Annotated in this window: 15 protein-coding genes and 1 riboswitch; of the genes, 1 reads left to right on the top strand and 14 read right to left on the bottom strand. The window is 40.0% G+C overall.

Going from position 1 to position 15,788, the window contains the following annotated elements:
• Positions 1–124 precede the first annotated feature (124 nt).
• The 13 genes from UFO1_RS22560 to UFO1_RS22500 all read right to left on the bottom strand — a co-directional run bounded on the left by UFO1_RS22560 (position 125) and on the right by UFO1_RS22500 (position 13,642).
• Positions 125–2,788, bottom strand: a complete 2,664-nt coding sequence (locus UFO1_RS22560) for a phosphoenolpyruvate synthase (protein ID WP_038674405.1) — start codon at positions 2,786–2,788, stop codon at positions 125–127.
• Between the two features lie 239 nt (positions 2,789–3,027).
• Complete coding sequence (gene dnaB / locus UFO1_RS22555) at positions 3,028–4,362, bottom strand: replicative DNA helicase (RefSeq protein WP_038674403.1); 1,335 nt, start codon at positions 4,360–4,362, stop codon at positions 3,028–3,030.
• A 24-nt stretch (positions 4,363–4,386) separates the two neighbouring features.
• Positions 4,387–6,315 (bottom strand): Lon family ATP-dependent protease, encoded by a 1,929-nt coding sequence (gene lonC / locus UFO1_RS22550; protein WP_038674401.1) that lies wholly within the window; start codon positions 6,313–6,315, stop codon positions 4,387–4,389.
• A gap of 62 nt (positions 6,316–6,377) precedes the next feature.
• Positions 6,378–6,824 carry a 50S ribosomal protein L9 gene (gene rplI, locus UFO1_RS22545; RefSeq protein ID WP_038674399.1) on the bottom strand — a complete coding sequence of 149 codons (447 nt, stop codon included), beginning with the start codon at positions 6,822–6,824 and terminating at the stop codon, positions 6,378–6,380.
• Positions 6,796–8,799 (bottom strand): DHH family phosphoesterase, encoded by a 2,004-nt coding sequence (locus tag UFO1_RS22540; RefSeq protein WP_038674397.1) that lies wholly within the window; start codon positions 8,797–8,799, stop codon positions 6,796–6,798. The genes rplI and UFO1_RS22540 overlap by 29 nt, the downstream gene beginning before the upstream one ends.
• Positions 8,800–8,838: 39 nt before the next feature.
• A complete protein-coding gene (locus tag UFO1_RS22535; protein WP_038674396.1) occupies positions 8,839–9,801 on the bottom strand; it encodes a YybS family protein in 963 nt (320 codons plus the stop codon).
• Positions 9,802–9,805: 4 nt separating this feature from the next.
• The gene (locus tag UFO1_RS22530) at positions 9,806–10,123 is read right to left on the bottom strand and encodes a MazG-like family protein (RefSeq protein WP_236639281.1); all 318 of its coding nucleotides are present in this window, start codon (positions 10,121–10,123) and stop codon (positions 9,806–9,808) included.
• 147 nt (positions 10,124–10,270) lie between these two features.
• A complete protein-coding gene (gene rpsR, locus UFO1_RS22525; protein WP_038674393.1) occupies positions 10,271–10,501 on the bottom strand; it encodes a 30S ribosomal protein S18 in 231 nt (76 codons plus the stop codon).
• Positions 10,502–10,516: 15 nt separating this feature from the next.
• Complete coding sequence (locus UFO1_RS22520; protein WP_038674390.1) at positions 10,517–10,930, bottom strand: single-stranded DNA-binding protein; 414 nt, start codon at positions 10,928–10,930, stop codon at positions 10,517–10,519.
• Between the two features lie 18 nt (positions 10,931–10,948).
• On the bottom strand, positions 10,949–11,233 hold the full coding sequence (gene rpsF, locus UFO1_RS22515) for a 30S ribosomal protein S6 (RefSeq protein ID WP_038674388.1): 285 nt from the start codon (positions 11,231–11,233) through the stop codon (positions 10,949–10,951).
• A gap of 173 nt (positions 11,234–11,406) precedes the next feature.
• On the bottom strand, positions 11,407–12,513 hold the full coding sequence (gene ychF / locus UFO1_RS22510; RefSeq protein WP_038674387.1) for a redox-regulated ATPase YchF: 1,107 nt from the start codon (positions 12,511–12,513) through the stop codon (positions 11,407–11,409).
• Between the two features lie 101 nt (positions 12,514–12,614).
• The gene (locus tag UFO1_RS22505) at positions 12,615–12,809 is read right to left on the bottom strand and encodes a DUF951 domain-containing protein (RefSeq protein WP_038674385.1); all 195 of its coding nucleotides are present in this window, start codon (positions 12,807–12,809) and stop codon (positions 12,615–12,617) included.
• Positions 12,803–13,642, bottom strand: coding sequence for a mechanosensitive ion channel family protein (locus UFO1_RS22500; protein ID WP_038674384.1), 840 nt, complete (start codon positions 13,640–13,642; stop codon positions 12,803–12,805). Before UFO1_RS22500 ends, UFO1_RS22505 begins: the two co-directional genes overlap by 7 nt.
• A gap of 222 nt (positions 13,643–13,864) precedes the next feature.
• Here UFO1_RS22500 and UFO1_RS22495 point away from each other — a divergent pair, with 222 nt between their 5' ends.
• Positions 13,865–14,557 (top strand): hypothetical protein, encoded by a 693-nt coding sequence (locus UFO1_RS22495; protein ID WP_038674383.1) that lies wholly within the window; start codon positions 13,865–13,867, stop codon positions 14,555–14,557.
• Between the two features lie 61 nt (positions 14,558–14,618).
• Here UFO1_RS22495 and UFO1_RS22490 read toward each other — a convergent pair whose 3' ends face one another.
• A complete protein-coding gene (locus UFO1_RS22490; RefSeq protein ID WP_038674381.1) occupies positions 14,619–15,524 on the bottom strand; it encodes a cation diffusion facilitator family transporter in 906 nt (301 codons plus the stop codon).
• A gap of 144 nt (positions 15,525–15,668) precedes the next feature.
• Positions 15,669–15,750, bottom strand: a riboswitch (NiCo riboswitch).
• Positions 15,751–15,788 lie beyond the last annotated feature (38 nt).

The raw sequence follows: 15,788 nt of genomic DNA, 5'->3' as shown, positions 1-15,788 counted from the left end.
GAATGTTTTCTCGTTTTGCCCTTTCATTGTTCGGGTTTTTGGGGAAAATCGATACTCGGTCTACGGATTATGATTGAATCCCACTTGCAGCCAAAGAATCTTAGACTTGGTTTCTGGCAAGTCTTTAATTCTTCAACTCTTGATTTACGATGGTCTTACCGCTTCGCTCTAAAATCTCCACGAATCCTTGATCACCGTCTACCCTTATCTTATCTCCATCTTTAATTAACGTCGTTGCATCATCCACCCCCACTACTGCAGGAATGCCATATTCGCGAGCAACGACTGCCCCATGAGTCATTAAGCCTCCCACCTCAGTGACAATTGCAATTGCAGACTGAAATAAAGGGGTCCAACCAGGATCGGTATGGGGCGCAACAAGAATTTCACCTGTATGTAAAACAGCATTTTCTGCCCTTAGGATGACGCGAGCGATTCCCTCAGCGACTCCAGCTGATACTGGGCTGCCAACTAGTGTTCCCTCTGGGAGATTGCCTCTATATGGAGGAACAATGACAATCTCACCTTCACTTGTCATTACCCTCGGTGGTTTTAATTTTTGGTGCCATTGATACTCTTCTTTGCGCTTAGTAATCTTTTCAAAAACATCCTCGTTACATTCACCTTGTAGTATTTGAATTAATTCCTCTAAGCTTAAGAAGTAGACGTCTTCTGCCTTTACCAAAACCCCTTTTTTAACCAGCTCATTTGCTTCTGCCATAATTGCCTTTTTACACTCACCCATTACTGTGACTAATAAAAATTTATGGTGTTCCCGCAGCCCTCCGACATACCGAAATACGGTGATTAAGCGGGACAATAACTTTGTTTTAAAGTAGTTTCCCTGCGCAGAATTTAAAATACGCTGACTAGCCTCTTTCGCTTCCTTTTCGCCTTCAGCAAACCGAAGTCGGTGTTCACCTGGCTTCACACTCCGTATATGACTAAACAATGCGGACATTAATTGCGTTGGCTCTTCATGCCACCGGGGATTGGTCAGGTCAATCTCACCAGCGCATCTCATTCCGTATGTAGCAATAAAACTCTCAAACGCACGTTTAAAAGTCTCTCCTCCAGGTAGATCAGTAAACCCCAAATAGAAATTTTGATCCTGAGCAGTCTTTAAATATTCTTGGACCTCAGGAAGCTCTCGAAGAAGATCTGCTAGATCGCCCAGTTCTAGGCCCATTTCGCTGGTAACATTTCCTGGCAGAGACATGTTTAACTTACTAAGATCTGCCTTACTACCAAACATCCGAACAAGAATTTTTCCTAATAAGGCATGCGCAATAATCCCTGGAACAATGTAAGGAAGAATTCCATGCATAATGTCAGGATATAAAATGGTCTCTAACTGCTGCTGTGCTGTTCTTATACGTTGCGCTCCCTCTACTGTGTTAAGCGCTTCCCTTGTCTGAGCTATTTTATTTTGCATAATTTTTTCAATTACAAGTTTAGTTATTTTCGGATCGCTTTTTCGAAGATTGTACCACGCTTTTTTGATAAGGGGTCCCACTATTTTGTGAATGGAGGTAAGACCATTTTTTTCTGCTGGATGATGTCCTGCAAGAAATTCCTCACGTTTGACAACGACATCTAAAGCTCGGCTCATAGCTTCATCAGCATTCGTTACGATTTTGGGGAAAATATTACGTACTATTTTATAGTAGAGCACCTTCGTAAGGTCAAGAAAAATTCTTCCCCCTGCTTCTACGAATATATTAGATGGAAATGCTGTCCTTAAGACCGATAAGCCCAAAGGTTTCATAGCATCAGTCATCATTTGTACATGACCAAAGGATAGTAACACTCTCACAGGTTGTTTCGGAATATCTGGCAGTGGATACAAAGTTGTAATAGGACGGCTCTGCACTATATAAAACTCACCGTTTGCCAAACAAAACTCAATATCCTGAGGCACTTCATAATGCTGCTCAATTCTTTTTCCTAATGCAGCGAGCTTAATAATCTGCTGATCCGTTAGAGCTTGCTGTTCTTGCTGTGCTGGAGGTAGCTCTTTTGTAAAGGTACCACCTTCGGGCAGCGGATAAATAGCGAGTTTCTTTTGTGCTATCTTTTTGCTAATAATAGTATTATTTTTGACTTTGTACAGGTCAGCAGATACCATACCAGATACAAGGGCTTCTCCCAAACCAAAACTAGCATCAATAGAAGTTACGGCACGATTTCCATTTACGGGATCGGCTGTGAACATAATTCCAGAAATATCGGGAGTAACCATTTGCTGAACAACAATCGATAGATAGACGTCCCTGTGGTCAAAACCATTTTTTGCGCGATAAGCAATGGCTCGATCGGTAAATAAAGATGCCCAGCATTTGCGGACATGTTCTAAAATTCCATCCTCGCCTTTGATGTTCAAATAGGTGTCCTGCTGTCCGGCAAAAGAGGCATTTGGTAAGTCCTCAGCAGTAGCGCTGGAACGAATTGCATAGGAGTAATGCGATCCCTTTTTATTTACTGCTTGAATTACAGCATTTCGTATTTGAATGGGTATCGCTAATTTCTCTAAATGGCTACGAATACTTTCTCCCAATTCTCTTAGTTGTTCTAAGTTAGCTGGATTACTAGCGTCTAGCGCTACGAAAAATTCCTCCATTCGAGGACTCGTTTTAATAAATTCTCTATAGGCATAAGTCGTAATGCAAAAGCCACCAGGTACTGGTAAACCAGCCTGGGTCATTTCACCGAGATTTGCCCCCTTGCCGCCAACGTAGGGCAAACTGGAACGATTTATTTGCTCAAAATAAAGTATGTATTGACTCATAGCAAATGGTACCTCCCTATATAGGCAATGAAATGCTGTCATATGTAATTATATCTTATCCAATGGCTAATAAGCATATCCTCTACCACTCCCTTACACCAATACCTAAGGACGGATAATATACGAAAAAAAGGGAGACGAAAATTCGTCTCCCTTATCATACCTACAAATTAAAATTTACGATTACTTCTCAATCTATTGATAAAATAATTCCATTTTACGGTAACATTATACACCCGTTACCCTGGTAATTTAGATAAATCACTAAATTTGGTAAATTGTTTGTGAAAGAATAATTGAACTGTATCTACAGGACCATTACGATGTTTCGCGATGATAACTTCTGTAATATTCTTCTTATCACTATCTGGATTATAATAATCGTCGCGATACAAAAAGGCAACGATATCAGCATCCTGCTCTAATGAGCCTGATTCTCTTAAATCACTAAGCATTGGTTTCTTTACCTGTCTAGATTCTACACTACGACTGAGCTGAGATAATGCAATAACCGGGACATTAATTTCCCTCGCCAAAGCTTTTAGGGAACGAGATATTTCAGAAATTTCCTGTTGGCGATTTTCACCGCCCTTGCCCTTGCTGCTCCCCTGCATTAGCTGTAAATAATCGATAATAATTAGTTGCAAATCATATTCAATTTTAAGTCTTCTCGCCTTTGAGCGCATTTCCATTACCGTAATACCTGCAGTATCATCGATAAAGATAGGCGCAGCGGACAATCGGTCGGCTCCGCTCACCAGTTTGGTCCAATCCTTAGCTTCTAGTTCGCCAATTCGCAGCCGCTGGGAATCAATCGCTGATTCAGCACATAACATACGTTGTACCAATTGTTCTTTCGACATTTCTAGGCTGAAAAATGCAACTGCCTTTTTTTCGGCAATGCCGATATGCTGAGCAATATTCAGAACAAAGGCGGTCTTTCCCATACTAGGACGTGCTGCAATAAGAATGAGATCAGAGGGCTGTAAGCCGGATGTTAACCGATCTAAATCCTTAAATCCTGTAGCAAGACCAGTGATACTGCCTTTTGATGCATATAACTGTTCAATTTTATTGAAGGCTTCAAATATAATACTCTTAATCGGGGTAAAGTCTCCACCCATCTTACGACTAGAGACAGCCAATATCATTTTTTCAGCACTATCTAATATGCCGGTAACTTCTTCACTGCCTTCATATCCCATACCAGCAATATTGGTAGCAGCATTAATTAATTGCCTTAATAGGGCTTTTTCTTCTACTATCCTAGCATGATAAAGTACATTTGCTGCCGTAGGTACGCTGTTTGCCAGTGAGGTTACGTATGCGATCCCCCCAGCTGCCTCCAGCTTATCTTCTTTACGCAAAAACTCGATCACGGTAACCATATCTACTGCATCATTTTTATTAAAGAGTTCTATCATAGCATTGTAAATCAGTCGATGGGCTTCCCTGTAATAATCTTCTGACCGCAATAGTTCAGCGACCTTTGATATCGCCTCTCGCTCAATTAACATTGCTCCAAGAACCGCTTGCTCTGCTTCTACATTCTGTGGTGGTATTCTATCTAACAATAAATTTTACCTCCCCCCATACCCTTATGCGCTTTTTTGTTCCGTATCAACTAGTAGAATCGCTAATGCTTCTTCTACATCATCCACGGGACAAATCGTTAAGCCCAAATGTCCTTGGGGAATATCCTTCTCGTTTTCTTTGGGAATAATCATGGTAGTGACACCAGCTTGTTTTGCGCCATAAGCTTTTTCAAATACACCGCCTACCGCTTTCACTTTACCTTGGATGGATATTTCACCTGTCACTGCCACATCTTGTCTAATAGCTCGTCCAGTAATTGCTGAAATAATAGCAGCCAAAATTCCTGTACCTGCTGATGGACCATCAATACGTCCACCACCAATTATATTAATATGAATATCATAATTCGCTAAGTCTTCTCCCGTTATCTTTCGCACTACAGCTGCCGCATTGAAGACCGAATCCTTCGCCATGCTGCCTGCTGTATCATTAAAACGCATACGGCCCTTACCTTTTTCTGTTGCAGCAAAGGATACCGCTTCAATTTCTAAAACGGAACCAAGATAACCAGAAACACCTAAGCCAAAGACTTTACCCACTTCTCCAGTCTTGCCAGCCTTCATACTGACAAAAGGAGTCAAGCGACTAACCTGAACTACTTTGTACACATCTTCCTTGGTAATAACTACAGTTTCTCGTTCTCCTTCTCGATACAAAGCAAGTCCAAAGGCATCTGATAAAATATTTATGGCCTTACGACCTTCTATTGTGTATTCACTAATCAAAGCTGGGACATCTGGATCTAAGGTAACACCTAATTTGATCGCGGCGTTATAGACGATTTCTTCAATATGTTTTGGTGTTAACGGTTCAAAGTAAATTTCAGCACAGCGAGACCTTATCGCTGGATTAATATCAGAAGCATCTCGCGTGGTAGCACCAATCAGAATAAAATCGGCAGGTGCACCATCTTCAAATAGCTTCTTAATGTATTTAGGAACATTCGGGTCCGATGGATCATAATAGGCTGAATCAAAAGAAACCCGTTTATCTTCTAATACTTTTAGCAGCTTATTTTGCAGCATTGCATCCATTTCACCAATTTCATCAATAAATAAAATACCACCATGAGCATCCGTCGCTAAACCAGTCTTGGGTTCAGGAACTCCAGTTTCTGCTAAATCTCTCCGGGCCCCTTGGTATATTGGATCATGAACCGATCCTAACAATGGATTTGTCATACCCCTAGAGTCCCACCTAAGAGTAGTGCCATCAACCTCAACAAAGGGAGCATCCTGGGCAAATGGGGTAAATTTAAGTCCCTTGGCAGCTTCTAATACTAAACGAGCAGCTGTTGTTTTACCAACGCCTGGTGGTCCATATAAAATTAGATGCTGAGGATAAGGGGATGCCAATTTTGAGCTTAAAGCTTCTATTGCCCTCTCTTGTCCAACTATCTCACCCAAAGTACTTGGACGAGTCATTTCCATGGCCGATTTCGTCAGTTTCTTTTGTTCTAGTACTTCTAAAGAAGCATACTTTTTTAACGTTTGCGGATTCTCAACATTATTTTCCTCTTCCTTAAGAACCTGCATTTTAATTTCTCTAACATATTCTTGATGGCGTTCTTCCATTTTTTCATTAATTTTTTTATCCAAGCGGTCTTCTAAAGTTCGGCGTGCCATTAAATCGGCTATTTCTTCTTCTACTTCTCCAAGTATTTGCGGTATCTCTTGTAGTGTAGGAACTTTCTCAATCGTTGGATCTTCGAAAACCAATTTTTGCAAGGCCAAAACTCGGTCTCCTATTTTATCTGAGTTCATTAAAGATATCGCATCTAGCTTTACAGCCTTTAATACCACCTTATCTGACCCTATTACACCAGAATACATGTCGTATAAAGCCGATATCTGACGCTTCAATTGTTCATCGACAGTTGCTTTATTCAACCCCCGTCGATAAGGAATTAACTTGTTAAAAAAGTTTTTCATATACTAATCCTTTCTAATTCCCTTCTGTAGGGAAGCAAGAACATACATAACCAATGCTCTTACTACTTAGCAATAATATGAACCTGTATCTTGGCACTCACTTCAGGATGTAGTTTTATAGATACAGGGTATGTACCGAGAGACTTTATCGCGTCCTTCAGATCAATTTTCCGCTTATCCATTTCAATCTTATGTTGGGCCAGCAATGCATCTGCAATATCCTTACTGGCGACAGAACCAAATAACTTGCCGCCTTCTCCCATCTTGACACCAATCGTTACTTCGACCTTTGCCATTTGCGCTGCTAAAAGATTGGCTTCATCTAGTGCTCTTTGCAATTTACGTTCTTCCGATGCTTTTTGCTGACTGGCATTATTCACATTGGAAGCGGTTGCTGGAATTGCTAATTTTTGAGCCAATAAATAATTACGTGCATATCCTTCTGAAACCTCTATAATTTCACCTTTTTTACCTAATTTTTTAACTTCTTGTTGTAGAATTACTTTCATTTTCTGCACTCTCCTCTATATATTTTGCGCTAAGTTCAATGACCTGGCGCTTTACGTCTTTCATATTTCCTCTTTTCACTTGCGCACCAGCTACTGTCTGGTGCCCACCGCCGCCTAATTCCTCCATAATAACTTGTACATTAAAATTACCATTCGATCGAGCGCTAACACCAATGCCATCATCTAGGAAGAATAATACGAAACTAATTTGTACTCCTTCCACGCTGAGCAACATATCTGCAACCTGAGCTGCCACAATTTGCCCATTTTTCATATTGGCAGGACAATCGGCAACTACAACACCGCCTGGTAACATTTCTGCATGGTTCAAAATTTCCGCTCGAGCTTTTACCGTATCAAAATCCAAGCGAAACATTTGACGCACTAAGGCTGGATCAGCGCCAGATCTGCGCAAATAGGCGGCTGCATCAAAGGTGCGTACCCCACTTTGCACGGCGAACTGCTTTGTATCAACAATAATACCTGCATATAAGGCAGTTGCATCGAATTTATTAAATTCTAAGTAGTCATCGAAATACATTAGTAGCTCCGTTACCAGCTCACAAGTTGAGGAAGCCGATGGTTCTAGATAAACCAATAAAGGGTTTACTATGAACTTTTCAGAACGGCGATGATGATCAATCACTACGATTCGATCTACACGACTGAGAAGTTCTGGTGCGGCAGTTAATTCCGGGTGATGAACATCCACTACAAATAACAAAGTGCGTGGAGTGAGCATACCAAGAGCCTGAGTATAGCTAATAAACATATCTTGGTATTGTTCATAATCCGCCAGTATCTCCTTCAATTTGTTTAAAGATACTCCTGGCTGACTGACAACGATGCGAAGGTCTTTGCCTAAATGACGTGCCATAATTGCAACACCAATGGCAGCCCCCAAGCTATCAAAATCCTCATTATTGTGTCCCATCACTAGTACTAGGTCACCATCATCAATGATTTCCCGCAAAGCCTGAGCCACAATTCGGGCTTTTACTCTTGTATTTTTTTCTACCGCTTTGGCCTTACCACCATAAAACTGGAGCTTACCTCCTACATGAACGGCAACCTGATCACCACCACGACCTAATGCTAAATCAAGTCCAGCTTGGGCTCTTTCGCCTAATAGAGCTACTGAATAATCATCGGCAGCAAATCCCATACTTAACGTTACCGGAATTTTATTACCTACATGAATGGCGCGAACCTTATCTAAGATGTCAAATTTTTCATGTAAACATTTGTTTAAATTCTGGCGATTAAATACGGCGATATACATATCATCTGCATATTTTTTTAGTACCGCTTCATTTTCCGTTACCCATTCTGCCAAAAGCTTATTTACTTCCGCTAATACGGAAGTGCGCTGATTCTCATTTAACCCTTGCAATACATCATCATAGTTATCAATCTGAACGTAAGCCATAACGGGTACAGAGTCAATACATTCTACTTTTACCTTTTCACTAGCAGTTATATCGCTAATATAGGCAATCATTAACTCTTCATTTTCAATACCATCATCTACCGGTTCATAGATCATTTGATAATATTTATCTTCCGCGACAAATACTTCGCGACCAGACTTTCCCCAGATCTTATCTAAAGGTAATTCTGGAAATATTGTCAAGATAGATTCGCCGATTTTTAATTCCTCTGTAAACCACTCTTTAAGTACGTCATTATACCAAAACAACTTTCCTTCTGAATCAATAATCGTCATAACTAACGGTAAGTTTTTTAAGGCATAGGACGCTCCTTGCTCAATACTATGGCTCATCGTATCTAAGTAATTATTCAAATCCTTTTGCCGCTCTATATGACGCTCACGCCCATATAGATAGAGAGACCCTAGTAAAATTGCCCCTAAAACTGCCACATAAGGGTTATAAAAGATAATCACCACTAACAAAGCTGTCGCTACAGCAAGATAAATTCTTGTATCAAACCAAAAAGACGGACCTTGTGGCATAAATAAACCTCCCTGAAGGCTACCTAACATATCAATTTATTATTCTTTGGACTGAGGTCCCCGCAATCGCCGATAATCCATAACCATATCTATTGCCCCACCAAATATCAAGATCTGCGCCATAAAACCGTTTGTCAATACCAAGAACAGTATAATCCCTCGGACCATTCTTGACAAATTGTATTTATCGGCAAAGTAGTTAAATAACGCCAGTCCCTGCACTAGAATGAGCATACTGGTCATTACTTGCAGATTCATACCAACTTGAGATAGCAAAATAATTTCTCTGCTATTGCCCCAATAGATCATAACTAAAGACAATGCGAAAAAATATACAATATAATATGGTAAACACCAATCTTTAAAGGGTGGAAACCCTGGGACATGATGTCCAAGTTTCTTTAACACCACTTTTGCAATTAAAAAATTTAGCCAAGTATCAAGTACTGATGCCATTATAAATCCTGCTGGTAAAATAATCTTCATCAAATCCATCATCGTTTGCATAGATTCTGTTATTTTTGCCAGTTCCTGTTCTCCCATGCCAAAGTTCCGATAGATTTCTACAGCTTGCTCCACCGCATTTGCCATTACATCAGTCTGCATAGTAAATGGATTGGTACCGATAACCACGGCACTTATGCCTAATAAAGCCGCTTTTGAAATCAGAGAAGCAATTGTCCCCCACAACATGGTTTTACTGGCACTAAAATTCATGCGAAATGCATAACCAAGAACAATACCGATTAAACCAAAGCCAACGACTACACTAAGAGAGTGCAAAGGATGCATCAGCATAGCAATCATGATGCCAGCTACTACGGTAGCCATAATGCTCCATTTATAACCATGGCGAACACCCAATAAAATAATAGGTACTGGCCACATCAAATTTACAAAGGGTCCAATTAACGGTAAATATGCACTAATTAAGGCAAAGAGTATGGCTATACCCGAAAGTATTCCACCTTCTACCATCGGTCTTAGTCTCGTTTGTCTCATTGAATCACCCCTTTTTGCGAAGATGTCTTTGGTATTCACTAGAATCCCCAAACCATTTCTCCACTTCTCGTTCTTTTTTTATATCTTGCTCTACTTTTTGCAATATAGCTTTATCTAAGGAATCAAAGCCAATCCCCAATCTCCTTGCCAATATATAACAAGACACGACTACGGCTGCCAACCCATCACTAATAGCCTGTTCACTATTTTTCGCCATAGCTTGGTATAATTGTCCAATATGGGTAATCAACTCTGCCTTAAGCCATTCTATCAAACGCATTTTGCGTAAAATATCGGATTCATTCGAAAACAAAACAGCCACTCCTCTCCTTTAATATATCTAAATAGTATTCGCAAATCAAGAGGCTGTTTCCTGCTATTTACTAAAGTATATCCCTATATAAGAAGGTTAATAGCATTCTTATTTCAGAATAAAACAAAAGAGAGGTTAAATAACCTCTCCTTTGTTTTATTCTGCTGTGAATGGCAGTAATGCAACAATACGTGCACGTTTAATTGCCAAAGTAACACGACGTTGATGTTTTGCGCAGTTACCAGAAATACGGCGGGGCAATATTTTGCCGCGCTCAGTAGTGTAACGGCGAATCTTACCAACTTCTTTATAATCGATAGTTTCTACTTTATCAACGCAGAAACTGCAAATCTTTTTCTTAGGTTTTCTTCCTCTTTCACGTTTCACCGATAATACCTCCCTTTAAAATGGAATTTCCTCTTCAGGGAAGACCTCTGTACCAAAGGAACTGACATCATATCCGGATGATTTTGCAGGACCAGTCGTACTACTACTGTTACTGCCTACAGCTTGCTTAGTATCTAAAAACTCGATGTTCTGAGCTACTACATCCGCTGCACGCCGTTTTTGTCCATCTTTTTCATAATCACGAATTTGCAAACGTCCTTCAACTAGTACACGACGACCCTTGGTAAGATTGTTGCCACAAACTTCGGCCAGCTTATCCCATACTACTACAGGAATAAAATCAGCACGCTTATTCTCACCATAGCCGGTATCAACTGCCACACTAAATGAAGCTACCGCTTTACCAGTTTGGGTGTATCGAACTTCTGGATCTCGAGTCAAACGACCGACTATTATAACCTTATTCATGGTGTAATTCCCCCTGGTCTATTCGTCTTGCTTAATAATCATGAATTTCAAAATGTCTTCTGTAATCTTCATTATACGATCAAGCTCAAGAATGGTCGCTGGTACAGCTGTAAAGTTCACTAAGCAGTAAAAACCTTCAGTAAAGTCTTTTACTACATAAGCCAAACGTTTTTTGCCCCAACGGTCAACTTTTTCTACTTGACCACCGTTGTTGTTAATAAGATTTTCAAACTTGGTAATTACCGCATTTGTCGCTTCTTCATCCAACGGTTTAACAATAAACATGACTTCGTACTTTCTCACGAAATCACCTCCTCCTCTGGACTAATGGCTCCCTTAAGGGAGCAGGGAAGGTTTGTAAATATACTTTTTTCAAACCTCGCTAGGCTATCCTAGACTGATACAGTATATCATTACTATCTATGACAATGCAAGAATAAAAAACGATATTTAATACTCTTTTTTTACTTTAATAATTAAACATTAAAGCGGAAATAGGTAACATCCCCATCTTGCATAACATATTCTTTACCTTCTAACCGAACTAAACCTTTTTCACGAGCTGCATTAGAGCTGCCTGTAAGCACCAGATCATTATAAGATACGATTTCAGCACGAATAAAACCGCGTTCAATATCAGAATGAATTTTTCCGCCTGCTTGAGGTGCTTTTGTCCCCTTTTTGATGGTCCATGCACGTACTTCTTGTTCACCTGCAGTTAGGAAGGTAACCAAACCTAATAATTTGTAAGATGCCTTAATGAGCTTGTCCAATCCAGATTCCGCTAAGCCAAGTTCTGCTAAAAACTCTTTTGCATCTTCCGCGGGAAGTTCTGCGATTTCAGATTCTACACGAGCTGAGACAGCGATTACCTCCGCTCCCTCTTCGAGAGCATACTTTTTAACAATCTTTACATATTCATTCTCATCTGCATTCGCTACTTCGTCTTCACTAACGTTTGCAATAAATAATACAGGTTTTAAAGTCATTAGATTCAGGTCGCCAATAAGCATAGCCTCATCTTCAGTCATTTCGACGCGACGGGCTGGTAATGCTTGTTCTAGCAGTTCTTTAATCTTAACCAGTACTGCCATCTCTCCTGGTGCTTTTTTATCCCCTGTTTTAATTAGCTTTTGTACTCTTTCCATTCGTTTCTCTAATGTATCTAAATCCGCTAAGCATAATTCAGTATTGATAATTTCAATATCACGTAAAGGATCTAATTCTCCTTCCACATGGGTAATATTCTCATCGACAAAGCAACGTACTACTTGAGCTACAGCATCCACCTGACGAATGTGGGCCAAAAATTTGTTACCTAACCCTTCCCCTTTAGACGCACCTTTCACTAAGCCTGCAATATCTACGAAGCGCATAGCAGTGGGGATACAACGTTTCGTTTTATACATTTGTACCAAATGAGGTAATCTTTCATCAGGAACATCCACTACACCTACGTTAGGTTCGATTGTGCAAAAAGGATAATTGGCAGCTTCCGCACCAGCCTTCGTAATTGCATTAAATAATGTGCTTTTTCCTACATTGGGTAATCCAACGATACCTACTTCTAAATTTGTACTCATTAATCTATTCCACCTTATTCACAATCTTTTTTATAGTATTTCTTATTGTAGATGATTCCTCGGGCATTTTCAATATATATTCCGCATTATAGAGTCCTTTATTAGGTAGCTTTATGCTCAACAATTTCTTTTACAGCCTTTTCAAACTTAGGACGGGGTACTAAAACATAACGTCCACAACCTATACACTTCAAGCCGAAATCAATTCCTGTCCGTGTAATCTCCCAGCGGTCTGACCCACAGGGGTGACTTTTTTTCATTTTAACGATATCGCCAACTTCGTAACGCACTAGCATTTACTCTCTCCCTCCTTGAGTCCTCTAACAATCTGTACGGGAGGCAAAATATGAGCCTCATCGAATAAACTTTTAATCTTATATCTTAGCGCATTCTCTACTTTTCCTTGTTCTAACGGTACGGTCTTAGCTACTACGCGAACTACTACTTCCTGCGAACGAAGGTCTACAACTCCTACTACCGTAGGCCCCTCTATCACTTCTATCATATCCTTACCAATCGCAACGCATGCTTGATCTAATAAGGATAAGACGTTAGTGATATCAGCCTCATAAGATACCGGTATATTCACGACCGCTTGCATATGGCCTCTAGTATAATTACTGACCTTAGATATGACGCCATGAGGAATAATATGCAATACTCCATTACCATCCCGCAATTTTGTAACCCGTAAACCAATATCCTCTACTGTACCTGCCATATCACCACTGACAATATAATCTCCGACTGCAAACTGATTTTCTAAGACAATAAAAAAACCTGTTACAAAATCTCGAATCAAGCTTTGAGCCCCTACACCTATTGCCAACCCAATAATTCCAGCACCAGCTACAATAGAGGTGGTATCTATTTTAAACTCCTGCAATAACATTACAATCGTAATAAAATAAATCACATAACGTACAATGCTTTGTAATAATCCTCCAAAGGTTCGGGCGCGCTTTTCATCAAAGTGAAAGGCTTTAATCCCTACATTAGGAATGAATACCCGGTTAACAGCAAGGGAGAATAGCCTTAAGATTATCGCAGCTACGAGTAAAATTCCAATAATCCGCATTATTTTATTACCGGCTAATAATAAAAAATCCGGTGTAAGCAACATGGGCATATGTCACTTCCTTTCCTCCATAGAGATTTTCGACACCTTGTCTAACACTCTATGATGTTCTTTCTTTGGTTTTATATAATTCCACTATATTATACATCCTTCTGAAAAATCCTTTTTCCTTGCTATACAGCAAAACTTTAAGTTAACTAGTCCTTCATCAATTCACAACTTCCTATTCATTCGCATATAATGTTGCACCAATGCTAAAGCGAGGCGACGTCTATGGCTAATACTTCAAATACCAATCAAAATCCTCAACCCATTATTGATTTAATATTAGCTGACATAAACGCAATCATACCTAACTTTTCCTCCCTTGTTAGCTCCTATCGCTTATTAGTCGGAGCAGCAGAGGAAATCCACCGTACACCTGAAATCTGTCCTGATATCTTTGAACGAGCAGTAAGACGCGCCGATAATGCTGGTACCATCATTGATATTTTTCTAGAACTATTGTGCTGCAAAATAGCTTTCAGTAGTGAATTTCTACAAATTTCTTGTGCCCCTGTAGATCTATTCCGTCTTCTTGCCAACCGCTCAACTGCTACAGATATTCCGGCCCATACTGCAGAGCAAGTGGTTGAAATGGAGGCATTGCGTAGGGTTTTAGAACGATGTCACCCCAAAAGCTCCTGTCTACCAGAATGCAACGTAGTGATCTGTCCAAAACCTCCATCAACAGAGCCAACTGGGCCAACGGGACCTCCTCAGCCACCACCTAAAACTACGCCCCAGCCCGATTATTCAGATATTGTAGAAGTAATAGGCGTTGCTCTTGCACAACTTATTCGTTCGCCCTCTGAGGAACTTGCCGATGCTACATCGCAACCTAGAGATCAGGATAAGATGGATTCTGCAAAAACAACGATTCCCGACAGTCGTGTGCGTTGTAAGCATTTGCATAAATTCAGATAAAACGCCTACATAATTACAGTGAAAAAGATAGGAAAGAATCTAATTCTTTCCTATCTTACTATTATTCCAAAGGACAAGCCCCTAACTCTTCATGATAATCACAAGGTTCAATATGTATGACTACGTCACAGGGGCCAAGTTTATCCTTAATCTCCGCTTCAATTAGATCACATACAGCATGGGCTTTATTTAAATGCATATCCTTATATAAAATAAGATGCATATCAATCAAACGCCAGCTGCCAGAGCGCCTCGTCCTGAGTTGATGAAAAGAGATAACTTCTTTATGACTAGTAATTACATCAATAATTGTTTGTTCTTCGTCTGCTGGTAAGCTAATATCCGTTAATTCGTATAAACTCTTTTTTGTCATGCCATAACCAGCCTTAAATACCACACCCGCCACCACAATAGCAATCATTGGATCCAACCAAAAAATTCCTGTAATTCGGATAATGACTAAACCGACTAATACACCTACTGATGTCCAAATATCAGCCTTCAAATGTAATGCATCGGCCTCTAATGCATGTGAACCAGTCTCTTTCGCCACTTTGAATAATTTACCTGATACCCAATAATTTACTCCTATAGAAATCCCCATCAAGATAATACCATATTCTAAGAACTCTGGCGTTGCCATATTATTATGAAGCTTATCCCATGCTTCATATACGATCCACAATGCTGCTGCCACTATCAATACAGCTTCAATTGCCCCCGATAGATTTTCAAACTTTCCATGCCCATATGCATGATTCCCGTCAGGCGGTTTATCTGCCTTACGTACAGCATAGAACGCAACAATGGAAGCTAACAAATCTACACCTGAATGAGCTGCCTCCGAAATAATACTAACGGCCCCAGTGTAGAATCCTACCAGCAACTTTAATATTACAAGTACAGAGTTGGAAATAACGGATAGCCTAGCCGTGCGTTCCTTCAAATTACTATCTACATACTCCAAAGTATTACCTCCTAAATTTGGATAAGCAGATCCTCTTTGTTATAACCTAATATAGATTACAATATTCGTACTACTTATGAAACGTACCAACTCAATTCACTGTATCTATTATTAGCGGCAAAACAAAAAAATCTGCAGGTACCCTAAGGTCCCGCAGATTTATCTTTACCTGCTGCTTACTGCCCGGCCGCGCCAAAATCTAGGCCGCCTGTTCCTACCATATAATATAGTATCACATCCTTAAATTATGTGTAAATATTTTTA

It is taken from the genome of Pelosinus sp. UFO1, assembly GCF_000725345.1.
Taxonomy (GTDB): Bacteria; Bacillota; Negativicutes; order DSM-13327; family DSM-13327; genus Pelosinus.
The sequence above is the reverse complement of the archived record's forward strand: the minus strand, read 5'-3'. Positions and strand labels throughout refer to the sequence as shown.